Consider the following 25,718-nt stretch of genomic DNA (forward strand, 5'->3'; position numbering starts at 1 on the left):
ATTTGACATTGACTTGATTAGTGGACTGAAAAATATCATGATACATCCTCATACTCAATTAGGTTTTGTTAACGAAGAAATAGGCTATGGCTTATTTGCCACTCAATTGATTCCCAAAGGAACGATTGTTTGGGTCTTAGACGATCTCGATCTCAAGTTAAAGAAATCCTATATTGACTCCCTAGAAGAAATCCTCAAAGAACGAGTACTAGCCTATTCTTTCCGAGATACTGCTTTTATAGATAGTCAAGATAGATATATCATCTGTTGGGATGCCAGTCAATTTATGAATCATAGTTCTGAGGCTAATTGCGTTCCTACTCCCTATGAACTTACTCTAGCTTCAAAAGATATTTATCCGGGCGAGGAAATAACAGATGACTATCGATGGTTTGATGTTAATTATTCATTTGATTACTCTTCAAAAGATGGGACGATTGGAAAAGTTAAGGCAGATGACATTTTTGATTGTTACCAAGATTTAGAGCGACAGGCAGAAGAAGCATTTCGGTATTTTAATCGAGTAGAACAACCTTTGAAATCTTTAGTAAAACAAAAATATCTCGATAAGCTAAATGCCATAGCAGAAGGAAAAGAACCAATGGACTCTCTCATTGAGTGTTATCAGAAAAACTCTAAAAAATTTTCGCGTGCTACAAACTGACTAACTTATTAATGTTGAGAATCTCTAATTATGATGCACCCTCATACCCGCTTGGGTTTTGTTAATGAAGAAATAGGCTACGGCGTATTTGCCACTCAATTTATCCCTAAAGGAACGATTGTTTGGGTCTTAGACGATCTCGATTATAAACTCGATGAAGCTTATGTAAAATCTCTCGATCCATTGCGACAAAAACAAGTCCGAAAATACACCTTTCGCGATAGTGAAGGTAAGTACATACTATGTTGGGATATCGGTCGCTTTGTCAATCACAGTTTTAACGCAAATTGCATTGCCACTGCCTATGATTTTGAAATTGCTGTCAGGGACATACATCCTGGAGAAGAATTAAGAGATGACTATGGCTGTCTGAATTTAGATGAGACATTTGATTTCCCCCCAGAAGAGGGCGTTTTGAGAACTAAAGTTACGCCGGACGATTTATTAAACTATCACCAAGAGTGGGATCGGCTAGTTCTAGAAGCCATGCCTTACTTTAATAAGGTAGAACAACCTTTAAAGCATCTAATCGATCGAAAATATATTGACAAAGTTAATGCTGTTGCAGAGGGAAGAGAACTCTTGGATTCGGTGTTGGTTACTTACTACGATAGATATAAAAAGCTTAACCTCAGTTTAAATTAGGAACGCATTTTTTACGGTAATTAAATTTTAGTTTTTGGCGCTATCTTTAACCTTCGTTACTCGGCTAAATCTAGCAACGAAAACAGAAAGCTTTGCCTTACCAAAGTCAAGTGCGGCACGTGAATTTGTCGTAATATCTTGATGGCTTATCTCAATCAATCGGATAAATTATTTAGCTTTGATTAATTTAAAGTATATTCTTCCCTGGGATATCGAACAATTTGTCAATCATAGCTTTAAGCCAAACTGTATGAGTACACCCTATGAATTTGAAATTGCGATTAAGGATATTTATCCAGGAGAAGAATTGACTGACGATTATGCGTTTTGTAATGAAGACGAACCATTTGATTGTCTTCCAGAAGAGGGAATTGCAAGGACTAAAGTAATGCCTGACGATCTTCTACATTTTCATCCTGAGTGGTATCTACAGCTAGCTGAAGCGATGCTGTATCTTAAAAAAGTCAAACAACCTTAGCAACACTTGATTAGTAAAAAATATTGGGATAAAGTTAATGCTATTGCAGAGGGAAAAGCAGCCGTAGACTCAGTATTAACTTGCTATTACGACCGTTCCAAAGGTTCCAAACAGTTGAAGAGAGCCTCATGTTAAACAGACAACTTAAAATTTTGCTCTACAGTAGCAATATTTGGTATCTAGGAGAAGGAATGTTTGCTCCACTTTTTGCTGTCTTTGCTAAAAAAGTTGGCGGCGATATTCTTGAGATCTCTGGGGTTTGGGCAGCTTATCTCATTGCCTCCGGTACCTTTACCGTTTTTGTTGGTAAGATTGCCGACAAAGTTATTAGTAAAGAAAAACTCATGACTATAGGCTATGCCTTAAATGCAATTTTCACTTTTGCTTACCTATTGGTCTCCTCTCAAAGTGAATTATTAGTCGTACAAATTGGTGTGGGAGTTGCATCGGCTTTGTCTACTCCAACCTGGAATGCTTTATACGCAAAGTACGAACGTTATGAAAATCATGGACGTAAGAAAAAATCTGGATGCGTTTGGGCGCTTGCCGACGGACAATCGGAGATTGTAACAGGAATTGGCGTATTGTTAGGCGGACTAATTGTCAGTTCCTTTTCGTTTAATTCTTTGTTTATCGTCATGGGAATCGTTCAAACGATCGCCACCGTCTACGTTGCTCAAATTCTATACGAGCGATCGCCAAAAACCCGTTTATCTAACTACCCAGATCCAAGCGAGATGGAAGTGCGACCCTTACTGACATCGACAAGGAAGTCTGCCGACGACGCCAATAAACTTTAAATTTATAGAGACGTTCGATGGAACGTCTCTACAACATCAATAGCTTCCTAAGACGGTTGCCAATTCGCCCAGTCTTGAGGCTTGAGAAATGTTTCGTATAATTGGGCTTCCGGTGTATTCGGTTCGGGTTGGTAACAGTATTCCCAGCGCACTAACGGCGGTAGAGACATCAAAATCGACTCCGTGCGTCCATTCGTTTGCAACCCAAAAATCGTGCCTCGGTCGTAAACGAGGTTAAATTCTACATAGCGTCCGCGACGATAGAGTTGAAATTGACGTTCGCGATCGCCATATTCCATTCCTCGCCGTTTCTCTACAATCGGCACGTAGGCGGGTAGAAATGCCCGTCCGCAATCGCTGACAAAGGCAAACAATTGCTCCCAAGTGCGGGGTTGTTGGGAAGGCAATTGAGCGCTGTAAATTGCGGCTGCTTTCTCTGGGTGAGGTCCTCGATAGAGGGGATCTCGACCGTCTTGATAATCGAAAAAAATTCCGCCAACCCCTCGCATTTCTTGGCGATGATTGAGGTAGAAATATTCATCGCACCAGCGCTTAAACACGGGATAATATTCGGGATGGTGTTTATCGCAAGCTTGCTTAAGCGTGCGGTGAAAATGGGCTGCATCTTCAGCAAAAGGGTAATAGGGCGTTAAATCTGCCCCCCCGCCAAACCACCAAACCGGACCCGCCTCAAAGTAGCGATAATTGAGGTGTACGGTAGGAACGTAGGGATTGCGAGGATGCAGAACCATAGAGGTTCCCGTGGCATAAAATCCATGTCCTGCGGCTTCGGGTCGTTGTTTTAAGATAGAAGGCGGTAGTTGCTTTCCCCACACTTCAGAGAAATTTACTCCCGCTTGCTCGAATACACTGCCTTCTCGGAGAACTCTCGATCGCCCGCCGCCTCCTTCTTCTCTTTCCCAGCTATCTTCCCGAAATTGGCTAACGCCATCGAGGTTTTCGAGGGCATTGCAGATTTCATCTTGTAGTGCTTTCATAAATTGGCTGACTCTTGTTTTCGCATCAGCTGGAGGAATTGAAGCGTCAGGAGAGGTTGTTGCGCCTGTTGTTATCGCGGTCATAATATCTATTATCGGTTATCTATTCTCAGCGATCGCCCGATCGCTCTTAATAAATTTACGGCTTGTGTGATAGTTAAACTAGACATTACTAAACTATCTTAATAAAAGCATACTTACTGCTATCTTTAGCTTCTAAATCTTCTAAAATAAATAATTTGCCCAAGCATAATTGCGGGAGGCTTAGCGTGATTCTTAACTTTTCTTTCAAACTCGTTGCGGCTAAAGGAAGACTATTCTGTAAGTTTTCTTTATTTAAGACCTACCGCGTTGTCAGTACGGCTCCAATCGATGTTTTGTGGCAAAAATTAATTAATATTGCCGACGTTTCCTGGCATCCGCTTTTTTCGAGCACCAATGCGCCCAATGGCTCGATCGCCAAACCCGGTTTAATCTATCAGGTGGTGACTCGTCTAACGCCGATTCCCATAAGGCTATTCGTCGAGAACGTTCGTCCGGGAGAGTTATTGAGCCTTCGCGTTTTAGCCATTCCGGGCATGGAACAAAAAATCACTTACCAGATAGAATCGACACTGTGCGGAACCTATATCTCCTATTCGGTTACCCTAAAGGGCTGGCTGTCTCCGTTGGTGTGGTTGTGGATTAAACCCTATTCGGATCGCGTCGCTTCAGAATTAGCTCAAGCCGCAGAACAACGATTGGCGGGATAATCCATCGAGATTAAACCCGGCCGAACCGAAGTGCGGCAGCGCGAGGATCGCATCGGTAAGATTGGGTCTCGAGATGCATCGCGATCGCTCAATTGTTATCTATACTTTTTCGAGTAGCAACTTACCCAATCTGAAGCTAACTGCGTGAAAAATCCCTCAAGCTATCGATCGAAGCATAGCGCCAAGCCAGGCAGGTTATTTTCTCCGTTACCTTGGATAGGTTCCCTACTTTTAGGGGCGATTTGTGCGATCGCGATTCCCCTAGAGGCAGCCGAGCGTATTTATTTTAACTACGGACCGCTCAGATTGTCGATTCGGGTTGATTCCCTCGAAGAATTTGCCAGGGATGGCACGATTAATCAAGAATTAGCTTTTTATTTGGGAGACGTTAACCCCGAACAACGCCAGCAATTTCGCGAAGCTCTGCTACAACGCTCCGAACTCAATCCCGTCCAATTGTATCGCTTTTTCAAGACTTCAATCGGAGAAGATATTCTTGAGGGCATCGGTCAGTTGATTAGAACGCCAGGCGGGCGCAATGGGAAATACCCCCTGCGAGGAGCACTTTTTCAAGCGGCAAGCGATTCTGAAGGGCTGACGCTTCTTAACTTTCTGCGCAAGTTTCCGACCGACATACAACTCGACACCGATGAGATTTTCGCGGTTGCCGAAAAAGTGCAACGGGCGGTCGAGGTGACGGCAGCGCTGGTCGAAAAAGTCAGCCAGTTGTCGGACAGAAAAGCTAGAAAAGATCGGCCAGTAAACTTTGCCGCTTTGCCCGATCTGCGAGTTCGCGGTTCCTATGGAGTCGAAAAACAAGTTCTGACGCTCAGAGATGAAAGCCGCGATCGCACGTTAACCGTCTATCTCTACAAACCTCAACGATGGCGACCCGAAAAAACTCCTGTCGTTATTATGTCCCACGGATTAGGCTCCAGACCCAAAGACTTCAGCGCCCGCGCCGAACATTTAGCGTCCCATGGCTATTTCGTCGCCCTGCCCCAGCACCCCGGCAGCGACTTGACTCGATTTCAGGAAACGCTGGCAGGCTATTATCGAGACATTTTTAGTCTCGATGAATTTGTCGATCGCCCGCTCGATATTAGTTTTATCATCGACGAACTCCAGAAGCGCGATCGCACCGAATTTGAAGGAAGGCTAAATTTAGAAGAGGTAGGAGTCTTGGGGCATTCCTTTGGCGGTTATACGGCGTTGGCCGTGGCGGGCGCCCAAATTGATTTTGACAATTTAAAAAAATCCTGCGATGCTCCCGACTGGGATCCAAATTTATCCCTGCTACTTCAGTGTCGCGCCCTAGCATTACCGAGAAAAAACTATAATTTCAAAGATCCGCGAGTTAAAGCAGTCATTGCCGTCAACCCAGTCAACAGCAGCATCTTCGGACCCCAAGGGTTAAGTCAAATTCAAATTCCGGTTTTGGTGGTGGCAGGCAGTTACGATCCCGCTACGCCAGCTGTTTTCGAGCAGATTCGTTCTTTTCCTTGGCTGAGTACGCCCAACAAATATCTTGCTGTAGCAGAAGGACAGGCACACGTCGATTTTTCTCAATTGGATGCTGGCGCTAGCCAACTGCTTAATTCTTTGCCCAATCTAACTTTCCCCGATCCCATCCTCATCGATAACTATGCCGACGCGATGGGTCTAGCCTTTTTCGAGGTCTACGTCGCCGATGACGCTAACTATAGCTCTTATCTCCAATCCTCCTATGCAGCCTATTTGAGTCGCGAAAATATTTTCAAGCTTTATCTGGTAGATTCTGCATCAGCCACTGAGATTGTACGAGCATTGGCTAAATTCAATCTAAACAATTAAGGGTTCTTCATCCATCGCACTACAATATAAAGAAAGATAGGGTCAAAATCCTCAGACTTGCAAAAACGAACCCAAAGCCACAAAATTCAAGATTGCGCCACCACAGTCTACAATAAGGGAAAAAAAGAGCAAGCATGCCACATTTGAACCCGATTGACTCCCACCCACAACCAGCTAAAGCTGGAATGACTTGGGTTCCCAGTACGCTTCCAGGTAGCGAACCAAACAACGAAAGCTCGGAGCCATCGCCAAAGGAAAAGCCTACTCTAGATTTAGAAGCCATCAATCGGCAGCTCGCCGACGCTACAGCCGAGCAAGTTATCGAGTGGGCAGCAGATACCTTTGGAAATGGCTTGGTAATGAGTACTAGCTTTGGCATTCAAGCCGCCGTCATGCTTCATCTGGTGACTCAAATCGTGCCCGATATACCGATTATCTGGGTAGATACGGGTTATTTACCGGCCGAAACCTATCAATTTGCCGAACAATTAACCGAACGCTTAAAGCTAAACCTAAAAGTTTATCAATCTCCCATCAGTCCCGCTCGCATGGAAGCACTCTATGGCAGACTCTGGGCGCAAAATGATGTCGAGTCGCTCAACCGCTACGACCAAATCCGCAAAGTCGAACCGATGCAACGCGCCTTGAAAGAACTGAAGGCAACTGCTTGGTTGGCTGGTTTGAGAAGCGAACAAACCGACCATCGCAAGACTTTACAACGGGTAGGCATGCAAGGAGGGCGGTATAAGATTCTGCCGATTCTTTATTGGAGTGCTAAAGATATATATGAATACTTGACCGCCTACAATCTTCCCTATCACCCTTTCTTCGATCTGGGCTATGTCTCGGTAGGTGATTGGCATTCCAGCCGTCCGTTAACGGCTGACGATACCAACGAACGGGATACCCGTTTTAAGGGTCTCAAACAAGAATGCGGTTTGCACTTGCCTCTCACGCCAGGAGAAGCCAAAAGTCTTGATTCGAGTACGCTTTGATCGGCGATCGGCAGCCTGTTGCTAGCTTACCGATCGCTGATAACTGATATTTGTTTATAAAGGAGCGACTTGAATTTCGATCTCGGCAGTCACTTCGGGGTGAAGTTTGACCGTAGCTTTGTAGAAGCCAGTTTTGCCGATCTCTGGCAGGGTAATGCCGCGACGGTCTACTTCTTGACCCGTATTTTCTTTGATTGCATCTGCTACTTCTTGGGCAGTTACCGTCCCAAAAATTGCCTCTTTTTCACCTACTTGCTTTTTGATAACAAAGCGTCCAATAGTCTGTAAAGCCGTTTTGCGAGCTTCTGCCTCTTGTTTTTCTGCAATCAGGCGCTGTCTTTCTTTCTCTCTTCTGTGCTCGACTTGTTTGAGAATGCTTTGGGTGGCAATAACGCCTATGCCTCTCGGCAGCAAATAGTTACGAGCATAGCCAGGGGCAACTTCTACTAAATCTCCGGTTTTACCGAGCTTGCTGACATTTTGATTCAATACGATTTGCACTCGTTTTGCCATCGTCTCTCCTAATAAGCTAGATTTTAGAAATATTTAAAATAACCCAGAGCTACTAATTATACTATTTTCGGTTGGTTTAAGGCAAAGCACGCCCGCTTCTCGTCTCCTCGAAGCGACATGTCACCTCAATAAGTATTCGAGATGCCCGACATATCAAAGGCCTCCGTAGCGTTCTTCTTTCCAGGGATCTCCCCGTCGGTGATATCCGTTGCGTTCCCAAAATCCTAATTCGTCATGGTCGAGAAACTCTAACCCGTTAATCCACTTGGCACTTTTCCAAGCATAGAGATGGGGAACGACCAGGCGCATGGGACCTCCGTGGTCGGCGGGTAGGGGTTCTCCGAACAATTTGTGAGCGAAGAAATTTTCTTGGCGCAAAAAATCTTCTAGGGGTAGGTTAGTCGTATATCCCCCGTAGCAATGCTGCATGACATGAGTGGCTTTGGGATCGAGTTTTACGAGTTTCATGAAGTCGGTAACTTTGACCCCCGTCCATTGCACGTCCAACTTTGACCAACGAGTGACGCAGTGAAAATCTTTCGTAAATTCGTGTTGGGGCAAGCTCATAAAATCAGACCAAGTAAAGGTCTTGGGTTGAGCTAATCCAAAGACGCGAAATTGCCACTCATTGGTACTAATGTGAGGCGTATCTCCATAGGTAAGAACGGGAAAGCCATTGGTCAAATATTGACCGGGTGGAACGCGATCGCTATCTGTTGCTTCTGGTTTTTTAAAAAAATTCCCTAACATACCTTCCAAAGCGGTTGATGGAACAACGAAACTTCTTTGGGGTCATGAAAATCAAGTACTGGAGTTCGGGATTCGGAATTGAAAAATAATCACTCCGAACCTTGAACTCCTAACTATGCTTACTCGTTCTCTTCTTCCTCATCTTCATCTTGAGGATAAACAAAGCTGGAACGTCCGGTGAGAACCGATTTGCCTAGAGAAAGGGCTTTTTGAGCCTGTAGGGCGGCTTGTCGTCTCCAGTGCGCTCTGCGCTGGTCGCGTTTGGATTTTGAGGTTTTCTTCTTAGGAACAGCCATAGTTACTACTTATATTTTATTTTTCAATCGACAGCTTTCTTATTTTAGGCGTTGAGGAGTCGATTTGTCAGATGGAAAATTATCAATGTATCGCTATCGGGATCGATCGCTATCATTTTTTCCCCCCCCTAAATTTTGCTGAAGCTAGTGCGCGAATCCTCTATCAATGTTTGGTCGAACAGGCAAAAATTTCAGTTCGACAAGCCCTACTATTAACAGACGCATCTCCTCGGTTTCTCAATCGCTCTACCTATCCCAATCGCAAAAATCTCATAAGTTGGTTAGAAATTAGAAACTCTCCCTCATCTTCCTCTCTCTGGTTCTTTTTCAGTGGCTATGGAATAAGTTACCAAGGAGAAGATTACCTGATGCCTATCGATGGCAATCTCAAGGATATTCCGGGGACAGGAATCGCTATGCGATCGCTGTTTGAATCTCTCATTCAACAAAGGGCAGCCAGAATTTTAGTCGTGCTCGATCTCAGGGGAATGGAAGACGCGATGGTGGGGCAACAGGCGATCGCTTTGGCCAAACAAATGAAAATCTCTCTGATTGTATCTTCCCATGGCGATAAATCGGCGAGTTTGGGTCGGGGAATGTTGGCCACTGCCCTTGTAGAAGCACTCCGTCACTATCGCCAAAACATTACCCTAGCAAAGTTAGAGCAATATCTACGCGATCGCCTGCCAGAATTTAGCCTCGATCTCTGGCGACCTACTCAAACTCCTGTTGTTATCAGTCCTAGCCCAGAAGCTAGCCATTATCCTCTCCTGGAAAAAGCAGAGCGCGATCGCATGCCGATGGCAACTTTTTCCTCTAGTAGGACTCTTTTCCCGCAGCCCATATCGCTTAAGAGGGCGACCGCCGACTCGCCGATGACCACTAAAGTCGCTGCGATCGCTCTCCCAAAACTGCCCGATCGCCCTGCCTTCTATTCTCCATTAAATATCAACCTTCCCAGCAACAATAACGACGATAAACGAGCAAATATCGGCATAAAAGCAGATTTATCGCCTATTATTATTAAAATAAGCCAATTTAAATGGTTTTTCTTTGGATTGGCATCTAGCCTACTTCCGTCGCTGCTGACGATCGTCGTCGTTTTTCAACTGCTCCAAATGAGACAGCCAACCTCTATATCAGAGCAAGCAGCAGAGATTTTGGAAACCGAGACTCCTATCCAAGCAGGATCTAAAAGCGAGCAAGAAATCTTAAATCGTGCCACAATTTTCCTGAAAGCTAACCAAGCCTCAGATTTTAATCGAGCCATTGGCTCGGTTCGCCAATTAAAACCGGGCGATCCTTTTTATCAACAGGCGCGGGCTGATATCGATCGCTGGAGTCAGATTATACTCGATATCGCCGAAGGACGGGCGCGAACGGGAGATTTTCAAAGGGCGATCGCGGCGGCAGAACTGGTTCCTCGCGATCGCGCAAGTCTTTCTCAAACGGCTCGACAGAAAATTCGGCTCTGGGAAACCTTACAAAAACAACAACAAGCCACCAAAGCCGCGATCGAGACAGCCAGAAAACTAATTAATCCTTCTCAAGCCGCCACTTATAGCCGAGCGATCGCGCTCCTGCGCCAAATTCCACCCGAACAACCAGGCTATATGGAAACTCGTCAGTTTATGAATAACTGGAGCCAAAAGATTTACTTCCTGGCTATTTCCCATGCTGCCGAAGGCAATCTAGGGCAGGCGATCGAAACAGCCCAATTTATCCCTTCAGACACCCATTTATATCAAGATGCCCAAAAGGCGATCGCTCGGTGGAAGCAAAAGAGTAAGGCAAGATGGAAGATTAAGAAGTAGGAGACGGGGGAACGGGGAGACTTTTGAGACTGGGAGACAATTAACCACCAACCACTAACAAAAGACCAATGAGCAATGACTAATGACAAGGGACAAATGACCAATCCCCAATTCCCTTTAATTACCAGGAAATAAGCTTTCTTGCTCCATTTGTCCGAATTTCTGTTTGCCTTGTTGAAAAAACCATTGACGAATGATTTTGTTAAACATCTCCCAATCCGATCGCCATTGGTCAATGCCTTGGGTTAATTGTTTGAGTCGTTCGGGTTCGTTAGCGATCGCGATCGCGTAATTAAAGCTACCAGCGAACAAGATCGCGGGAATTGCAACTTGCTCGCCTATGTGTACTCTAGCTTCATTAATGCCCAGGCTAAATTGACGGCCTTCTAACTGGTACGACAAGTTAATTCCTGCTTGCACGGGGGCTTGACCAAAGTCTAGCCAAGGGCCGGCAGCCAGAAGCGTCCCGGTAATATATCTTCTAGCTGCATCTTGACCGCCGGAAAAAGGGACGATGCTTTTCGTGCTGATGCTAAGGGTTTGGTATTCGGCGTGGGGCAGTTTATCGATATATTTACGGGCAATTTGAGGCACTCTAGGCTCTTGCGCCCCTCGCGTGTCAATCGTCTCGGCAAAACTCACAGTCCGAGGTTGAGAAACAACGCTAACGCCATTTTGAAAGCTGACTTGAGCGAAGTTTGGAGACAAAATGGGCTGTTTTCCTAATTCCCAGTCGTTGGGAACGATGCCGCTAAATTTGAGAAAATCCTCGCTCAACATGGCGGGGTTGAGGTTTTTGGCAGAGATAGTCAGGGCGAGTTCCTGAATTTCTCGGATCTCAGTTGAGGAGTGACCGTCGAAATTGGGTTGTGATGGAGATATCATAATGTTCTAGAAACAATCGGCTCAATTATTAATTGGAGATAGAGATTGCTCTGGCGAAACTACAGATGCGGTCGAGCGCCGACGGCGATAAGTTCTCGTTGGCGTAGGATCTGGCGTTTGCAGTAAGAAGACTACTAAAGGGCTGCTTTGCAGTTCTCGTCGGACGAGTCGTTGCAGGTTATTCTCAATTTCTTCTCGAAAAGCCGTCCAATCGACCTCGATTGCGTCTCCATTAGCGTTTTGGCTGAATTCGTTCCAACGCTCGCTTAAAATTCGCTCGATCGTCTTGGCGATGAGTTTTTGTAGGAGCGATCGCTCGACGGTCGTAACCACCCCCCGCAGATGAACTTCTGGCTGTGCCATGAGTTTGCCGTCCCAATCTATGGCAGCAGCTACTGTCACCACGCCATCTTCTGCCAACTGCTGTCGCTCTTGCATGATATTGTCGTGAACCACGCCGGCGCTATCGACCAGTTGCAGTCCGGAAGGCACTTGACCGACAATGGCAATGCGATCGGCTTCTAACTCGACTATATCCCCGTTCCTGACAATGACTGTATTTTCTGCTGGAATGCCCATGCTATGAGCCATCTGGGCGTGTTTGACCAGCATTCGATGCTCTCCGTGGACTGGCATAAAGAACTTGGGTTTTGTCAGCGCCAGCATCAGTTTTTGTTCTTCTTGAGCGCCATGACCCGATACGTGAATGCCTTTGTCGCGTCCGTAAATGACATTGGCTCCCAGCATCATCAAGCGGTCGATCGTATTAACTACTGCAATCGTATTGCCTGGGATCGGATTGGCAGAAAAGACTACCGTATCTCCCTGACGGATTTTGATTTGGGGATGTTCCCCTTTGGAGATGCGCGTCATTGCCGCTAAAGGTTCTCCTTGAGATCCCGTTGTCAGAATCAGGACTTTCTCGTCGGGCAAGTTGCGAACCGTTTTTAGGGGTTCAAAGATATCGTCGGGACATTTAATATAGCCCAAATTGCGAGCATGGGCAATCACGTTAAGCATCGATCGTCCGACGACTGCCACTTTGCGATTGTGTTTCTGCGCCAGTTGGAGAATGATGTTGATGCGATGAACCGAAGAAGCAAAGGTCGTAATCATCAACCGTCCGGGTGCTTGGGCGAAGACGCGATCGAGATTGGGATAAACAGATCGCTCTGAGGGGGTATTGCCCGGTACTTCGGCGTTAGTCGAATCGCTCAGGAGGCATAATACGCCTTTTTCTCCGTGTTCGGCTAATTTTTGCAGGTCGAAAAACTCGCCATCGACAGGGGTATGGTCGATCTTAAAATCTCCCGTATGAATGATGACTCCGATAGGCGTATGAATGGCGACGCTAAAGCTATCGGCGATCGAGTGGGTGTTGCGGATAAATTCTACAACAAACGAGCGTCCGACTCTTACTATTTCGCGAGGTCGAACGGTTTTCAGCGTCGTGCGATTGGCTACCCCTGCCTCTTTTAATTTGTCCTGCAACAAAGCCATGGCTAGGCGAGGACCATAGATAATTGGAATGTCAAATTGCTTGAGATGATAGGCAATTCCACCAATGTGATCTTCATGCCCATGAGTGACAATCATCCCTTTAATTTTGTGGCGATTTTCTCTCAGGTAGGTCATGTCGGGCAGAACGATATTAACCCCGTGCATATCCTCTGTCGGAAAGGCGATTCCTGCATCTAATAGCAGAATTTCGTCGTCATACTCAAATATGCAGGTATTTTTTCCAATTTCGTGCAGTCCTCCGAGGGGGATAATTTTTAGATTAGGCTGGTTTCCGTTTTGATTCATTTTCCTCCTTAATGGTTTACCAAGATTGAGTTTTAAAATGGAGCTTTTTGTCAATAATTTTTGTTAAATATTTTTTAAATTAATTTAGATAAATTATAAACATCAAAATAAAAAAAATCCAATTACTTTTATAAAAACAACTTCTATTTTTATTTATAGAATTGTTTTATATCTAAGTATTTTCTCAGAAAAATCGAGAAAAGATTTTAAGAAATTAGACTTAGCTTAGAGACAAACTCTGTAAAACACTTTCTAAATTTTGTTTTAAATTAGGTGAGATTTCGCAAAGCGGCAGTCGCAGTCCTCCAACTTGCCAGCCTTTTAAGTTTAACGCGGCTTTGATGGGAATGGGATTAGTCGTACAAAAAAGCACTTTAAATAAAGGAAAGAGCTGGATGTTAATCTCTTTTGCCAGCGTTGCATTGCCCGTTTCAAACGCTTGTATCATCTTTTGCAGTTGCTCGCCTACCAAATGGCTTGCCACGCTGACTACGCCGACTCCTCCTACGGTGAGTAGGGGAAGGGTGAGAAAATCATCGCCTGAGTAAATAGCAAATGAGGGAGGGGTTAGGCGATGAATCTGACAGGCTTGCTCTAGATTCCCGCTTGCTTCTTTGACAGCGACAATATTCTCTATCTCTGCCAATTTAGCGATTGTCTCTGGCAAAAGATTTTGTCCCGTGCGACCCGGAATATTGTAGAGCATCAAAGGTAGGTCGGGGCAAGCCCGCGCGATCGCCCGAAAATGCTCGTATAATCCTTCTTGGGGAGGCTTATTGTAGTATGGTACGACCTGCAAGGAACCGTCTAACCCCAAGTCAGCTGCTTTTTTAGTGGCTTCAATTGCTTCCTTGGTCGAGTTCGATCCCGTTCCGGCAATGATTTTTGCCCTGCCGCCAACGGCTTTTTTGACGACTTGAAAGAGTTGATATTCTTCCTCCCATGTCAGCGTTGGCGATTCGCCAGTCGTCCCGCAGACGACCAATCCGTCACTGCCATGAGTCGCTAAATAATCGGCTAATCTTTCGGCGACTTCATAATTGACATTGCCCCGTTCGTCAAAAGGAGTCACCATCGCGGTGATTACTCGTCCAAAGTTGCGATCGTTCATTCGATTTTGAATTTTGGTTTGATTAATAGTAGTCAATAGACTTTCTGGCTAAACAGAAACTGCTGAAGTCGATGATTTGAGAAGATTTTTTTCGATCAATAATTCGGCAATCTGCACCGCATTTAAGGCTGCTCCTTTGCGAATTTGATCGCCGCAGAGCCACAATTCCAACCCGCAAGGGTGAGATAAATCTTGACGAATTCGACCCACGAACACTTCATCTTTGCCCGTTGCATCAATCGGCATGGGAAAATAATTTGCCTGCCACTCTTCGACCAGTTTCACCCCCGGTGCCGAAGCGAGAATTTCTCTGGCTTGCTGTGGCGCAAAGGGACGACTAAATTCTAGATTAACCGCTTCTGAGTGGGCGCGGAGTACGGGAACCCGAACGCAAGTTGCCGTAATTGACAACTGAGGGGCATTGAAAATCTTGCGAGTTTCCCGAATCATTTTCATCTCTTCCTCGCAATAACCTTCTTCGTTTAGGGGAGAATTGTGAGGAAATAAATTAAATGCTAAGGGATAGGGAAAGGCTTGCGTAGAGGGAGTCTGGTTTTCTAGAATCGCTTTTGCTTGGGCTTTTAACTCTTCCATCGCCCTCGCACCCGCACCGCTAGCCGATTGGTAGGTAGACACTACGATACGTTTGATTGGCTGGACTTGGTGGAGGGGAAATATTGCCATTCCCATTAAGATTGTCGTACAGTTGGGATTGGCAATGATGCCTTGATGCTGGGCGGCAGCTTCTGGGTTGATTTCAGGAACGATTAAGGGCACCTGGGAATCCATGCGAAAAGCACTGGAGTTATCAATAATTACTGCCCCTGATTCAACAATCGTTTTTGCCCAAGCCTTGGAGGTGGAAGCGCCCGCAGAGGCTAACACGATATCCACGCCTTGGAAAGAATCCTCGCTCACTGCCTCGACGGGAAGATTTTCTCCCCTAAACGGTAGAGTTGTTCCCGCCGAACGAGGCGAAGCGAGAAGTTTTAGGTTAGCAACTGGAAACTGACGACTTTCTAGAAGTTCGAGTAATTCTGTACCAACTGCTCCCGTTGCGCCAAGAATGGCGACATTGACTCTGTGTGACAAATTTTTTCCTCCACTTGTTAGCAATCGCATCTCTTGTAGCTGGTTTTTAATGCTTTAATTTTCTTCAATCTCTAGAGAGAGTCTTTCTTAAAAAACTTTAGTTAATTTTTTTTAAGTCGAGGTTGCTTGAGATGGCTGTTTTCATTTTGCCTCAAAGTTTCTCTCTTCTTGCCAACCGATCTTCGCCATCTTAACAATCTAGAAAACTTTAATCTAGCCACAATGAGATATCTTTGAGTGTACTATTATCAAATAGGTGAAAGAGCGACACAAGAAATTCCACAGGCAAGGCTAAACGCCAACGCGACTCTCTTTGCCTTGTTTGATGGATAGTTGCTTCACTTAGGATATCACGAGCGGTGTCTGTTTATTTAATCGTTAACGCGATCGCCGCTCGTCAATTCCGAATCCGAAACAGTTATTGTAGTTGTCTAAATTTAGGAACGTCGATGAAAGTAACCCAGGAAAAACTTCCTGACAGTCAAATTGGCTTGGAAATCGAAATTTCGGCTGAAACCTCGAAAAATACCTACGAAAAAGTGATACAAAACCTAGCTCGCTCCTCGAACATTCCTGGGTTTCGCAAGGGAAAAGTTCCTCGTCAAGTGCTGCTGCAAAGAATCGGCTCGAAGCAAATCAAGGCAGCAGCCTTGGAAGAGATCGTTCAAAAAGCCTTAGAAGAAGCCATAAAGCAAGAATCGATCGAATCGCTAGGAAATTACAAATTACGCTCCAATTTTGACGAATTAATTCAAAAATACGAACCAGGACAGCCATTAACTTTTTCTGCCTCCGTTGACGTGCCGCCAACGGTAGAACTGGGACAATATCAAGGTCTGACAGTGAAAGCAGAGGAGAGCGTTTACGATCCCAAAGAAGTCGAGGATTGGCTAGAACAACGTCGCGTCCAGCAAGCGACTTTAGTTCCCGTCGAAGAACGTGGGGCACAAATGGGAGACGTGGCAATTGTTGACTATCAAGGGCTCACAGTTACGGAGTCAGGAGAAGCAGGCGAACCCATTCCAGGCGTTCAAGGGACGGATTTAAAAGTCGAAATGGAACGAGGACGCTTCATCGGGGGAATGGTCGAAGGAATTGTCGGCATGAAGCCGGAAGAAACCAAGGAAATTTCCGTAACTTTCCCAGAAGATTATCCGCGAGAAGATTTAGCCGGAAAAGCGGTCATCTTTAGCATTACCCTCAAAGAACTCAAAGCAAAAGAACTGCCAGAGTTAGACGATGACTTTGCCCAAGAGGTAAGCGAATTCGAGACGATGGCACAGCTAAGGGAATCTCTGGAAAAACAATATCGAGAAAAAGCCGAACAAGAAACGAAAAACAGCATTCGTTCGGCAATTATAGCAGAATTGCTCAAAAACTGCGCGGTCGATCTGCCGGATACGATGATTCAGGAAGAAGTCAACGCGATTCTGACTCAGACGGCAATGCAGATGCAGCAGCTTGGCGTTGATATCAAGCAGCTATTCAATGCACAGAGCATTCCTCGGATGCGGGAAAATTCTCGTCCCGAAGCCATAGAGCGCCTCAAACAAACCCTAATCCTCAAAGAAATTGCCAAAGCCGAATCGATCGAACCGGAAGCAGAAGCAGTAGAAGCCAAGATTAAAGAACTCAGAGAAAAATTTAGCGATCGCGAAATTGATTTAGAACGCTTGCGAGACATGGTGCAAGAAGACTTGCTCGCCGAAAAAACCCTCGATTGGCTTGAAGAAAAAACAACAGTAGAATTAGTTCCCAAAGGAACGCTTGAAGAAGAAGCAAAATCCGAAGAAGAGGAAACCGAAGCAGCCTCAACCCAGACAGAAGAAGAATAAAATAAAGGGAATCGAAATGAAGGATAGCAAAGATGGATCGGTTAGGAGTAGAGAATGGCGCTCAAAGGGCAGGCGCAAGGGAATTCCTTCCCGCCTGAGCGCCTACGCGACTTCTTTGGGTTCGTACATCTTCCCTATCTCCTTCATCCTTTGCGGTTGTACCCAATTCGCGATCGCTTAAGGCATAATGTTGTCAGAAGGTAAATTGGTTGGTTTGGTCTTCTTATCTAAAAAACAGAAGCACTAAGTCAATCACCTTTAGTTAAGATATAAATTTTTGCTTCGAGCTTAGCTCCTAGGTTTATGGTTCAATCGCGATCGCGCCAATCTTCAATCACCAGCTATTGTTCTTGGGATATCTACTCTCAAAGTCCCAACGACGTTGAAAACGTTATTCCTATGGTCGTGGAACAATCTGGGTTGGGAGAAAGAGCCTTTGATATCTACTCGCGACTGCTCAGAGAGCGGATTGTTTTTCTGGGAACCCCGATTGACGACAAAGTTGCCGATTCGATCGTGGCACAATTGTTATATTTAGATGCCGAAGACCCAGAAAAAGACATTCAGCTATACATCAACTCTCCTGGAGGGTCGGTGTATGCAGGCTTCGCTATCTACGATGCCATGCAGCAAGTTCGCCCGGATGTCGTCACCATCTGTTTCGGATTAGCTGCTAGCATGGGCGCGTTTTTGCTATCGGGCGGTGCCAAAGGAAAGCGCATGGCTTTGCCGAGTGCGAGGTTGATGATCCATCAGCCTATCGGCGGTGCCCAAGGACAAGCCGTAGAAATCGAAATTCAGGCTAGAGAAATCCTCTACATGAAACAAAGGCTAAACGAACTTCTTGCTATCCACACAGGTCAGCCATACGAGAAAATTGCTACCGATACCGAACGCGATTTCTACATGTCCGCTCAAGAAGCCCAAGAATACGGACTGATCGACCGCGTGATCTCTCGCCCAACCCTTTCCGATCCAACCATTCCCGTTACATCACTAAAATGAATATGTCTAAATACGACTCCCATTTAAAATGTTCGTTCTGCGGAAAATCCCAAGAACAGGTGCGCAAACTCATTGCCGGACCGGGAGTCTACATCTGCGACGAATGCGTTGAGTTATGTAACGAAATTTTAGACGAGGAACTGATGGACGCTTCCAACTCGGTTTCCTCGTCCGTGTCTCGGTCGGAGGAAAATCATGCCAAGCGACGCGCCAATCGAGAGCGCCTCAGCTTCGATCGCATTCCCAAACCGAGAGAAATCAAAAAATACCTAGACGAATACGTCATCGGGCAAGACGACGCCAAAAAAATTCTCTCGGTCGCCGTTTACAATCATTACAAGCGTCTCAGCGTCTCTCAAGCCAGAAAAAGCGGCATTATAGACGACCCCGTAGAGCTACAAAAATCGAATATTCTGCTCATCGGACCGACAGGTTCGGGCAAAACTTTACTCGCGCAAACGCTGGCGAAAATTCTCGACGTTCCCTTTGCGGTTGCAGATGCCACTACCCTCACCGAAGCGGGATACGTGGGAGAAGATGTAGAAAATATTCTACTGCGTCTGCTACAGGTAGCAGATTTAGATGTAGAAGAAGCGCAACGGGGAATTATCTACATCGACGAAATCGATAAAATTGCCCGCAAAAGCGAAAATCCCTCAATCACTCGCGACGTATCTGGAGAAGGCGTACAGCAAGCACTCCTAAAAATGCTGGAGGGAACGGTTGCTAACGTGCCGCCCCAGGGAGGACGGAAACATCCCTATCAAGACTGCATCCAAATCGATACTAGCAATATTCTCTTCATCTGCGGCGGTGCTTTTGTCGGACTCGACAAAATGGTCGAACAGCGACTGGGCAAAAAGTCGATGGGCTTCGTGCGTCCGGGAGAAGGGACTTCTAAAGAGAAAAGAACGGCGGATTTACTCAAACAACTCGAACCGGACGACCTAGTTAAGTATGGCATGATCCCCGAATTTGTCGGTCGCATTCCAGTCATGGCATCTCTCGATCCCCTCGATGAAGAAACCTTGGTCGCCATTTTGACTCAACCTCGCAACGCCCTCGTCAAGCAGTATCAAAAACTCTTGAAGATGGACAACGTGCAACTAGAGTTTAGACATGATGCAGTGAGGGCGATCGCGCAGGAAGCTTATCGTCGCAAAACTGGCGCTAGAGCTTTGCGGGGAATCGTCGAAGAACTAATGCTGGACGTAATGTACGAACTGCCATCCCGCAAGGATGTCCAACGCTGTTTGATTACGCGGGAGATGGTGGAGAAGCGCTCTACCGCAGAGCTGCTGATGCATCCTTCTTCCCTGCCAACGCCGGAATCGGCTTAAAAAACAGTCGCCTTATCCGTTTTCTCCCAGGGCAGTTCGATATCCGTCCTGCCTACATGACCGTAGGCTGCTAATTTTCTATAGAACGTGCCTTTATGGAGCGAGGGCAAGTATCTCAAATCGAACTGCTTAATGATTCCTGCCAAACGGAAATCAAAATGCTTCTCAAGCAGGATTGCGATTTCTTCCTCGGAAACTTTTCCGGTGCCAAACGTTTCCACCTGAATGCTGACAGGTCTTGCAAGTCCGATAGAATAACTAAGCTGTACTTCACATTCATCGGCCAGTCCTGCTGCTACCACATTTTTCGCAGCATAACGAGCGGCATAGGCTCCCACTCGATCGATTCTAACTGGGTCTTTGCCGCTCAAAGCCGAACCGCTATGCTGTGCGTACTCGCCATAGGTATCGATCGCGTTTTTTCTTCCCGTTAGCCCGGAATGAACGGCAGGTCCTCCTTTTACAAACGGTCCATCTGGGTTGACAAATATTCTAGTTTGTGCATCTGGTCTAATATCTTCATCTTCAAAGATGGGTTTGATGACCGTCTCGCGAATATCGTCCTGGAGTTGCTCGAAATCGGGTTTTGATTTTTTGGTTTGGCTGGCAATGACTGTAATGCTGTGAATTCTATAAGGTCTGCGATTTCTATATTCCACGCCAACTTGGGTTTTGCCGTCAGGGGTCAGATAGGAGAGTAGATTTTGCTTTCTCACCTCGCTGAGTTGTCTTGCCAGTTTGTGTGCCAGCCAAATCGGCAACGGCATCAACACGGGAGTTTGATTGCAAGCAAAACCAAATACCGTCGCTTGGTTTTTGACAGGAATTCGCTCTATTTCTTCGTCAGAGAGATTTTTTTCGTCAAAAAATCGGTCTTGCTCTCGCTTTAATTCGGTAAGGCTGGTTAGAATGCTACAGGTTTTAGCATTAAAATCCTTTTGCGCGTAGCCAACCTGGTCGATAACTTGTCTGGCAACGTTGGGAAAATCTACATTGGCATTGGGTTCAAATCTAGCGGCTATGAAAACAATGCCCGTTGCTACAGCACATTCTGTAACGATCCTGGCATAGGGATCTTGCTGGAGAAAACGATCGACGATAGCATCGCTAATCTGGTCGCAAAGTTTATCGGGATGTCCTTCGGTGACGGACTCAGATGTGAACATAAAGTCTTTTTTCATCGTTTTTCACCTCAATCGACGTAAGTTTGGATCGCTATTCAATCTCCTGCCCATTATCTTTATCGCTTGCTATATTGCGATCGCGCTTCGTGCTTTCATTGACTAGCAGGGGCAACACGGCACTACCGCTAATGACAGCACCATCGACAAGATCGATGGGCGTAATTTTCAAAAGGCTCCTGAGTGGGGGAATCGCGATCGCGAGGAGCTGTATGGCAAAAGAGCCTGCTATGGCAGCATTTAAGTAGGGATTATTTGGCAATTTTTCTCGACTAAAAATACTGTGTTCTTGGGAGCGGCAGCTAATAGTATGCAGCAGTTGCCCCGCCGTCAGGCTCATAAATGCCATCGTACTTGCCTGCGGACCGATCCCATATCTGAGGATGCCATACCCATAAGCCGATAAAGTCCCTACCGTCAGCGTTGCCGACTCAAAGGCAATTCTCCCGAAGTCGGATTCCTTGATAATCGGTTCGTCAGGGCTGCGGGGCGGCTGACTTAAAATATCTGGCTCTGGCGGTTCTAGGGCAAGGGCAAGACCGGGGAAGATGTCACTAACTAAATTGAGCCAGAGGAGTTGGATCGCATTCAAAGGTTCGCCTAGACCGACTGCGGTTGCAGTCGTCATCACCATGATTTCGCTCAAGTTTGTCGCTAGCAGAAAATGCACCGCTTTTCTGATGTTGTTATAGATCGTCCGTCCTCGACTGATGGCAATAATCATCGTTTCGAGCCTGTCATCTTCTAGGATAATGTCTGCCACCTCTCGCGCAGCGTCGGTACCGCCTTTACCCATTGCCACGCCGACTTGAGCGGCTTTGAGCGCGGGTGCGTCGTTAATGCCATCTCCGGTCATAGCAACCACTTTTCCGGCTGCCTGCAAAGCTTGGACGATTTGCAATTTATTACTCGGACTGATGCGGGCAAAAACATCGACTTTATCGGCAAGTGCTCTCAGTGCCTCTGGAGTGAGATTGTTGAGGTTAGTTGAATCGAGGATTTCTAGTTGCTCTCTTCTAGTTAACCCTAACTCCTTTGCGATCGCGTAGGCGGTTGGGCTTTGATCCCCGGTAATCATTACCGGATCGATGCCCGCTTTATGGAAATCATCGATTAATTCTTTAACTCCCTTTCTCACGGGATCTGCCATACCGACAAGACCCAGCCATGTCAAGTCTGATTCGTAGTTATTCCCATTCCCATTATCGACCTCATCGATCTGGCGATAAGCGACCCCAAGCACCCTCAGCGCTTTTCCTGCCATGCGATCGTTTTCGAGTTCGATCGCCTGCCTGTCTTCTTCTTCTAAGGGTACTGCACGACCGTTTTTCAGCCAATAGTTGCAGATCCGTACCACCTCTGCCGGACTGCCTTTGAGTGCGACCAACTTATGATTATCGCGATCGCTATGAACCGTACTCATAATATTGCGATTTTCCGATCGCGGGTTGGTTTGCAGCAACGGATACTTTTGCCGAAGTTCGATAACGTTCGTCCCGGCACTAATCGCCATATAAATCAGGGCATTCTCGGTTGCCGAACCCTTGACCGCATACTCGCCATCTTGCTGTTGGCTGACTTCGCTTTCGTTGCACAGAACCGATACGTGAATCAGCTTGAGCAGTTCCTCGCAGGCATAGGGATTAATCTTCTCCTCGCCTGCGATAAATTCGCCATCAGACACCTTAATGTAGTGGCTGTCTGTGTGTATCTCGACCACTGACATTCGGTTTTCGGTGATGGTTCCGGTTTTATCCATGCAGATAGTCTGTACCGAACCCAACGCTTCTACCGCGCTGAGACTGCGGACGAGGACGTTATGCTTCCTCATATCTTGGATGCCCAGGGCAAGGGTTGTCGTGGCGATAGTGGGCAATCCTTCGGGAACCGCAGCAACCGCCAGGGAAATAGACGATTGGAGCATTTGCACCAAACCGTATCCCCGCAGCACGCCAATGCCAAAGACACCGCCACAAATGACCATCCCAATCGCGACAAGCTGAGATCCAACCTCGTCTAGTTGTCTCGACAAAGGGGTTTCCATCGCATTTGCCTCGCCAACCATTTGTTGGATTTTGCCCATTTCCGTCGATTTCCCCGTCGCCACTACCACAGCGATCCCTTGACCGCCAGTGACCAACGTTCCTTTATAAACCATGTTGGTGCGATCGGCTAGGGAAACATAAACATCTTCATCTGTCAGGGATGCCGTTGTTTTAGTAACGGGGATGCTCTCGCCAGTAAGGGCGGACTCATCGACGCTCAAGTTCTCTGCCTCGATTAATCGCCCATCTGCTGCGACATAATTGCCGCTTTTTAGAACTAAAATATCTCCTAAAACAACCTCTTGTGTGGGGATTTCTATCTGCTTGCCGTCTCTAATCACCCAAGTCGAGGTTTGCCCGCGACTGGCGAGAGAATTAATAATTTTTTCTGACTGGCTTTCTGTTGTATAACCGATCGCGGCATTGAGACCAATAACGCCCAATATTACTAGCGCATCGACCAGCCCACCAGTGAAAATGGAGACCCCAGCAGCCACTCCCAGTAAAGCAACGGGTAAGGATTTGAATTGGTCGATTAAAATACTCAATTGGGATCGCGTTTCTGCTTCAGATAGGAGATTCGGACCATATTTATTCAGGTTTTCTGCTGCCAACTCGCTAGATAATCCTGCTGTTTTTGAAGTATTCAAGACATCCAGGACGGTATTGACTTCCATCAGATGCCAGTCTTTTGTGCTTTGCGCTTGGGCGTTGGCAACAGCATCATTTGGGGTTTTAGAGAAAGATTTTGTCCGAACTTTTTCGCCGTGCTTTTGGTAATCTAAAACAATTTCTTCGAGAAGAGAAGCAATGCGATCGCTACTATTATCTTCCTTAAAAATAACAAGAACATTACTGGTTAGAGGATTAGCTGAAACATACTTAATTTCTGGCTTACGTCCCAGTCTCTCTTCAAGATAGTTTTTGAGGGATTTTGAACGGTAAAGCTCTCGAATCTTATATCTGGCTCTCCCTTTAGTCCTATGAATAGCTTTAATCACAGAATTTTCTGCCCCTGAGAAAAGATGTCCGATAGTCAATTAAAATACGCCCCGTTCCGACACAAATTTAGACATTTAAATTTGTATTGGAATAGAATGCGTCACAAACTCGATTCGCTACTATCATTGAGTTTGGCAAAGGAATCGAACGCATACCAAGCCAACGTATACCAGGGAATTTCGTCAAGTTGCAATCCCTTAATGAGTAATTGTCGGATGGCAAGCGAACCCAATCCCAACGGTACTATCAAACGCCAATCTACCAAACCATTAGTCAATCGTCTCATTTCTAAATTTGCTTCAGAGAGTGCATGCATTAATTCTCCACCGATATCGAATTGTTCGCTTGGAACATAACTTTGAGAGTTAGATTGCACCTGTTTTTGAGCAATTAATTCGCTATTGACTTCTGCTGCTAAATTTTCAATCGTCTCTGTTGTTTCTGCCAAAGCTTCTTTGCACCTTTCAGCCAGGGTAATTCCTCCTTTAATAGCCGATTGGACTCCAGGCTGTTTTACAGCCGATGCAACAGTAAGAATGACAGGCGCAACGAATAGTGCGGTCATCCCATCGATAATTTCGGGAACTTTTAATTCTTCCCAGTCAAACGTAGATGCCATTGAAAAATCTCCTGTGCAAGCAGACGACCATATAAAAGCATAATTAGATTGGATATTAGCTTAGATCGCTCTTAAGTCGTAGATACAAATTTATTTATAGCAATGAAAGGAAGATTTTGTGGAGACTGGTTAATTTTCTAGTTTGGCGATCGCGCGCGCTCTAGAAACAAGAACTATTAAGATAGTTTTAAGAAAAATTTGCCGCTCAAACTTAACCTTGAATTAACCTCATTGGTTTGCCGACTAATCTAAGATCGACTGAGATAACTTCTCGAAATGTCTGAGTAAGAATTTTTTAATTTTTTACTTTCTAGAAAAGTAAGCATTAATAAACTCCAGTATAAAAATCATTAATTTAACTGCATACAGATAAGGTGTTTGATAGAGAAAGTAGATAGATCGAATTTAGGCTAAGGAAAACCGATAATGCACGTTACAAATTTGGAGCAATCATTTGAAAATATTGTTGATTGGATCTTTGCTGTCGATTCTCAAGAATCAACAAATTATGTAGAAAAAATTCGTTCGACGCATCTTTCACTAAGTCAGCGAGATCTTGCTCAAAATATCGTTGACGAACAATCGATTACTAATGGATTATTCGGAGCTTTAACCGGATTGGGAAGCGCAATTAGCCTACCTATAATGATTCCGATCGATATCATTAAAGCCTGGAAAATCCAGAGTTTTATGATTCGCTCTATTGCCCAGGTTTACGGCTATACTCCACAAAATACCGATCTCAAAACTGCCATCTTACTGTTAGTTTCTAGTGGCTCGATCGAGGAGTTGAAACAATTTCTCAGGCAGGAGGCTGCAATTGTAGTTAGCGAACACACCCTTAGTGCTTTTGACCCTCTGAAAAAAACAGCGATTCAAAGGGCGGTAAAAGAAGGCTCTAAATTTGCTACAAAAGCGCTGGCTGAAGCTTTGTCCCAGGTAATTGGGAAAAAGATCGCCAAAAAAGTGCTGCAAAAGTCTCTTGGCGTTATTGCTGCTCCGGCATTCGGAGCCGTAATTGGCGGCGGTCTTGACTGGATGACTACTCAAGCCGTAGGCAAGGTGGCAATCGACTATTTTGAAAATTTATAGTTAATTAACCTTAACTAGCCTCCTTTTGCAAAAGCAAGCATTACCAGGATAGATAGTAAAATTCCGGGACTTAAGAGGAGCACTAGGGTCAATAGATCGTTAGCAGTCATAAGTCATTCGGGAGTGTAACTGGTAAATTCTAACGTTTAGTTGCGATCGCTAGTCGC

24 protein-coding genes are annotated in these 25,718 nt (G+C 45.6%); 13 read left to right on the forward strand and 11 right to left on the reverse strand.

All coding sequences use genetic code 11. The annotated features are described in order from the left end of the window. The first annotated feature begins 37 nt into the window (after positions 1 to 37). The 4 genes from NIES593_RS15650 (at position 38) to NIES593_RS15665 (ending at position 2,587) form a co-directional block, all read left to right on the forward strand. A complete protein-coding gene (locus NIES593_RS15650; protein ID WP_073600471.1) occupies positions 38 to 664 on the forward strand; it encodes an SET domain-containing protein in 627 nt (208 codons plus the stop codon). A 30-nt stretch (positions 665 to 694) separates the two neighbouring features. Beyond that, the gene (locus tag NIES593_RS15655; RefSeq protein WP_073600472.1) at positions 695 to 1,309 is read left to right on the forward strand and encodes an SET domain-containing protein; all 615 of its coding nucleotides are present in this window, start codon (positions 695 to 697) and stop codon (positions 1,307 to 1,309) included. 178 nt (positions 1,310 to 1,487) lie between these two features. Beyond that, positions 1,488 to 1,787: an SET domain-containing protein-lysine N-methyltransferase gene (locus tag NIES593_RS24640; RefSeq protein WP_073600473.1), complete on the forward strand. Its 300-nt coding sequence runs from the start codon at positions 1,488 to 1,490 to the stop codon at positions 1,785 to 1,787. 128 nt (positions 1,788 to 1,915) lie between these two features. Then, positions 1,916 to 2,587, forward strand: a complete 672-nt coding sequence (locus tag NIES593_RS15665; RefSeq protein ID WP_073600474.1) for an MFS transporter — start codon at positions 1,916 to 1,918, stop codon at positions 2,585 to 2,587. Between the two features lie 47 nt (positions 2,588 to 2,634). On the opposite strand, the gene hemF is transcribed toward NIES593_RS15665, so the two are convergent. Next, positions 2,635 to 3,669 (reverse strand): oxygen-dependent coproporphyrinogen oxidase, encoded by a 1,035-nt coding sequence (gene hemF / locus NIES593_RS15670; RefSeq protein ID WP_073600475.1) that lies wholly within the window; start codon positions 3,667 to 3,669, stop codon positions 2,635 to 2,637. 185 nt (positions 3,670 to 3,854) lie between these two features. Between hemF and NIES593_RS15675 the strand changes: the two genes are divergently transcribed. The 3 genes from NIES593_RS15675 to cysH all read left to right on the forward strand — a co-directional run bounded on the left by NIES593_RS15675 (position 3,855) and on the right by cysH (position 7,165). Next, positions 3,855 to 4,337: a hypothetical protein gene (locus NIES593_RS15675; RefSeq protein ID WP_015142750.1), complete on the forward strand. Its 483-nt coding sequence runs from the start codon at positions 3,855 to 3,857 to the stop codon at positions 4,335 to 4,337. A 144-nt stretch (positions 4,338 to 4,481) separates the two neighbouring features. Continuing rightward, the gene (locus NIES593_RS15680; RefSeq protein ID WP_083602464.1) at positions 4,482 to 6,170 is read left to right on the forward strand and encodes an alpha/beta hydrolase; all 1,689 of its coding nucleotides are present in this window, start codon (positions 4,482 to 4,484) and stop codon (positions 6,168 to 6,170) included. 134 nt (positions 6,171 to 6,304) lie between these two features. Next, positions 6,305 to 7,165: a phosphoadenosine phosphosulfate reductase gene (cysH, locus tag NIES593_RS15685; RefSeq protein WP_139253719.1), complete on the forward strand. Its 861-nt coding sequence runs from the start codon at positions 6,305 to 6,307 to the stop codon at positions 7,163 to 7,165. A gap of 54 nt (positions 7,166 to 7,219) precedes the next feature. On the opposite strand, the gene rplI is transcribed toward cysH, so the two are convergent. From rplI to rpmF, 3 genes are all read right to left on the reverse strand, one after another. Continuing rightward, positions 7,220 to 7,678 carry a 50S ribosomal protein L9 gene (gene rplI / locus NIES593_RS15690; protein ID WP_073600477.1) on the reverse strand — a complete coding sequence of 153 codons (459 nt, stop codon included), beginning with the start codon at positions 7,676 to 7,678 and terminating at the stop codon, positions 7,220 to 7,222. 153 nt (positions 7,679 to 7,831) lie between these two features. Then, a complete protein-coding gene (locus tag NIES593_RS15695) occupies positions 7,832 to 8,428 on the reverse strand; it encodes a sulfite oxidase-like oxidoreductase (protein WP_073600478.1) in 597 nt (198 codons plus the stop codon). Between the two features lie 119 nt (positions 8,429 to 8,547). Then, positions 8,548 to 8,724 carry a 50S ribosomal protein L32 gene (gene rpmF / locus NIES593_RS15700; protein WP_015142745.1) on the reverse strand — a complete coding sequence of 59 codons (177 nt, stop codon included), beginning with the start codon at positions 8,722 to 8,724 and terminating at the stop codon, positions 8,548 to 8,550. Positions 8,725 to 8,795: 71 nt separating this feature from the next. Between rpmF and NIES593_RS15705 the strand changes: the two genes are divergently transcribed. Continuing rightward, entirely contained in the window at positions 8,796 to 10,538 is a 1,743-nt protein-coding gene (locus NIES593_RS15705) for a caspase family protein (RefSeq protein ID WP_073600479.1), read from the forward strand. A gap of 117 nt (positions 10,539 to 10,655) precedes the next feature. Here NIES593_RS15705 and NIES593_RS15710 read toward each other — a convergent pair whose 3' ends face one another. From NIES593_RS15710 to NIES593_RS15725, 4 genes are all read right to left on the reverse strand, one after another. Beyond that, complete coding sequence (locus NIES593_RS15710; RefSeq protein ID WP_073600480.1) at positions 10,656 to 11,423, reverse strand: hypothetical protein; 768 nt, start codon at positions 11,421 to 11,423, stop codon at positions 10,656 to 10,658. Between the two features lie 21 nt (positions 11,424 to 11,444). Continuing rightward, a complete protein-coding gene (locus tag NIES593_RS15715; RefSeq protein ID WP_073600481.1) occupies positions 11,445 to 13,229 on the reverse strand; it encodes a ribonuclease J in 1,785 nt (594 codons plus the stop codon). Between the two features lie 220 nt (positions 13,230 to 13,449). After that, complete coding sequence (gene dapA, locus NIES593_RS15720) at positions 13,450 to 14,340, reverse strand: 4-hydroxy-tetrahydrodipicolinate synthase (protein WP_073600482.1); 891 nt, start codon at positions 14,338 to 14,340, stop codon at positions 13,450 to 13,452. Between the two features lie 48 nt (positions 14,341 to 14,388). Then, positions 14,389 to 15,432 carry an aspartate-semialdehyde dehydrogenase gene (locus tag NIES593_RS15725; protein WP_073600519.1) on the reverse strand — a complete coding sequence of 348 codons (1,044 nt, stop codon included), beginning with the start codon at positions 15,430 to 15,432 and terminating at the stop codon, positions 14,389 to 14,391. Positions 15,433 to 15,881: 449 nt separating this feature from the next. Here NIES593_RS15725 and tig point away from each other — a divergent pair, with 449 nt between their 5' ends. The 4 genes from tig to clpX all read left to right on the forward strand — a co-directional run bounded on the left by tig (position 15,882) and on the right by clpX (position 19,612). Next, a complete protein-coding gene (gene tig / locus NIES593_RS15730; RefSeq protein ID WP_073600483.1) occupies positions 15,882 to 17,267 on the forward strand; it encodes a trigger factor in 1,386 nt (461 codons plus the stop codon). Between the two features lie 16 nt (positions 17,268 to 17,283). Further along, the gene (locus NIES593_RS24270; protein ID WP_175561152.1) at positions 17,284 to 17,448 is read left to right on the forward strand and encodes a hypothetical protein; all 165 of its coding nucleotides are present in this window, start codon (positions 17,284 to 17,286) and stop codon (positions 17,446 to 17,448) included. Positions 17,449 to 17,570: 122 nt separating this feature from the next. Continuing rightward, a complete protein-coding gene (gene clpP / locus NIES593_RS15735; protein WP_073600484.1) occupies positions 17,571 to 18,272 on the forward strand; it encodes an ATP-dependent Clp endopeptidase proteolytic subunit ClpP in 702 nt (233 codons plus the stop codon). 2 nt (positions 18,273 to 18,274) lie between these two features. Continuing rightward, positions 18,275 to 19,612: an ATP-dependent protease ATP-binding subunit ClpX gene (gene clpX / locus NIES593_RS15740; RefSeq protein WP_073600485.1), complete on the forward strand. Its 1,338-nt coding sequence runs from the start codon at positions 18,275 to 18,277 to the stop codon at positions 19,610 to 19,612. Here clpX and metK read toward each other — a convergent pair. From metK to NIES593_RS15755, 3 genes are all read right to left on the reverse strand, one after another. Next, complete coding sequence (gene metK / locus NIES593_RS15745) at positions 19,609 to 20,793, reverse strand: methionine adenosyltransferase (protein ID WP_073600486.1); 1,185 nt, start codon at positions 20,791 to 20,793, stop codon at positions 19,609 to 19,611. The two genes, clpX and metK, sit on opposite strands and share 4 nt — an antisense overlap. A gap of 34 nt (positions 20,794 to 20,827) precedes the next feature. Next, positions 20,828 to 23,839, reverse strand: a complete 3,012-nt coding sequence (locus tag NIES593_RS25260) for a cation-translocating P-type ATPase (protein WP_073600487.1) — start codon at positions 23,837 to 23,839, stop codon at positions 20,828 to 20,830. Positions 23,840 to 23,940: 101 nt separating this feature from the next. After that, a complete protein-coding gene (locus NIES593_RS15755; protein WP_073600488.1) occupies positions 23,941 to 24,459 on the reverse strand; it encodes a DUF5132 domain-containing protein in 519 nt (172 codons plus the stop codon). 426 nt (positions 24,460 to 24,885) lie between these two features. On the opposite strand from NIES593_RS15755, the gene NIES593_RS15760 reads away from it, so the two are divergent. Continuing rightward, on the forward strand, positions 24,886 to 25,551 hold the full coding sequence (locus NIES593_RS15760) for an EcsC family protein (RefSeq protein WP_073600489.1): 666 nt from the start codon (positions 24,886 to 24,888) through the stop codon (positions 25,549 to 25,551). The last annotated feature ends 167 nt before the right edge of the window (positions 25,552 to 25,718 follow it).

It is taken from the genome of Hydrococcus rivularis NIES-593, from assembly GCF_001904635.1.
In the GTDB taxonomy this organism is placed as follows: domain Bacteria; phylum Cyanobacteriota; class Cyanobacteriia; order Cyanobacteriales; family Microcystaceae; genus Hydrococcus; species Hydrococcus rivularis.

What these genes read in the sequence shown, in the direction of transcription:
- NIES593_RS15715 (WP_073600481.1), bottom strand. Translation starts at nt 13,229, where the DNA reads ATGAATCAAAACGGAAACCAGCCTAATCTAAAAATTATCCCCCTCGGA.
- NIES593_RS24270 (WP_175561152.1), top strand. Translation starts at nt 17,284, where the DNA reads ATGAAGGATAGCAAAGATGGATCGGTTAGGAGTAGAGAATGGCGCTCA.
- hemF (WP_073600475.1), bottom strand. Translation starts at nt 3,669, where the DNA reads ATGACCGCGATAACAACAGGCGCAACAACCTCTCCTGACGCTTCAATT.
- NIES593_RS15655 (WP_073600472.1), top strand. Translation starts at nt 695, where the DNA reads ATGATGCACCCTCATACCCGCTTGGGTTTTGTTAATGAAGAAATAGGC.
- NIES593_RS15710 (WP_073600480.1), bottom strand. Translation starts at nt 11,423, where the DNA reads ATGATATCTCCATCACAACCCAATTTCGACGGTCACTCCTCAACTGAG.
- rplI (WP_073600477.1), bottom strand. Translation starts at nt 7,678, where the DNA reads ATGGCAAAACGAGTGCAAATCGTATTGAATCAAAATGTCAGCAAGCTC.
- tig (WP_073600483.1), top strand. Translation starts at nt 15,882, where the DNA reads ATGAAAGTAACCCAGGAAAAACTTCCTGACAGTCAAATTGGCTTGGAA.
- NIES593_RS15665 (WP_073600474.1), top strand. Translation starts at nt 1,916, where the DNA reads ATGTTAAACAGACAACTTAAAATTTTGCTCTACAGTAGCAATATTTGG.
- NIES593_RS15705 (WP_073600479.1), top strand. Translation starts at nt 8,796, where the DNA reads ATGGAAAATTATCAATGTATCGCTATCGGGATCGATCGCTATCATTTT.
- clpP (WP_073600484.1), top strand. Translation starts at nt 17,571, where the DNA reads ATGGTTCAATCGCGATCGCGCCAATCTTCAATCACCAGCTATTGTTCT.
- NIES593_RS15695 (WP_073600478.1), bottom strand. Translation starts at nt 8,428, where the DNA reads ATGTTAGGGAATTTTTTTAAAAAACCAGAAGCAACAGATAGCGATCGC.
- NIES593_RS15650 (WP_073600471.1), top strand. Translation starts at nt 38, where the DNA reads ATGATACATCCTCATACTCAATTAGGTTTTGTTAACGAAGAAATAGGC.
- NIES593_RS15755 (WP_073600488.1), bottom strand. Translation starts at nt 24,459, where the DNA reads ATGGCATCTACGTTTGACTGGGAAGAATTAAAAGTTCCCGAAATTATC.
- metK (WP_073600486.1), bottom strand. Translation starts at nt 20,793, where the DNA reads ATGAAAAAAGACTTTATGTTCACATCTGAGTCCGTCACCGAAGGACAT.
- NIES593_RS15760 (WP_073600489.1), top strand. Translation starts at nt 24,886, where the DNA reads ATGCACGTTACAAATTTGGAGCAATCATTTGAAAATATTGTTGATTGG.
- clpX (WP_073600485.1), top strand. Translation starts at nt 18,275, where the DNA reads ATGTCTAAATACGACTCCCATTTAAAATGTTCGTTCTGCGGAAAATCC.
- rpmF (WP_015142745.1), bottom strand. Translation starts at nt 8,724, where the DNA reads ATGGCTGTTCCTAAGAAGAAAACCTCAAAATCCAAACGCGACCAGCGC.
- dapA (WP_073600482.1), bottom strand. Translation starts at nt 14,340, where the DNA reads ATGAACGATCGCAACTTTGGACGAGTAATCACCGCGATGGTGACTCCT.
- cysH (WP_139253719.1), top strand. Translation starts at nt 6,305, where the DNA reads ATGCCACATTTGAACCCGATTGACTCCCACCCACAACCAGCTAAAGCT.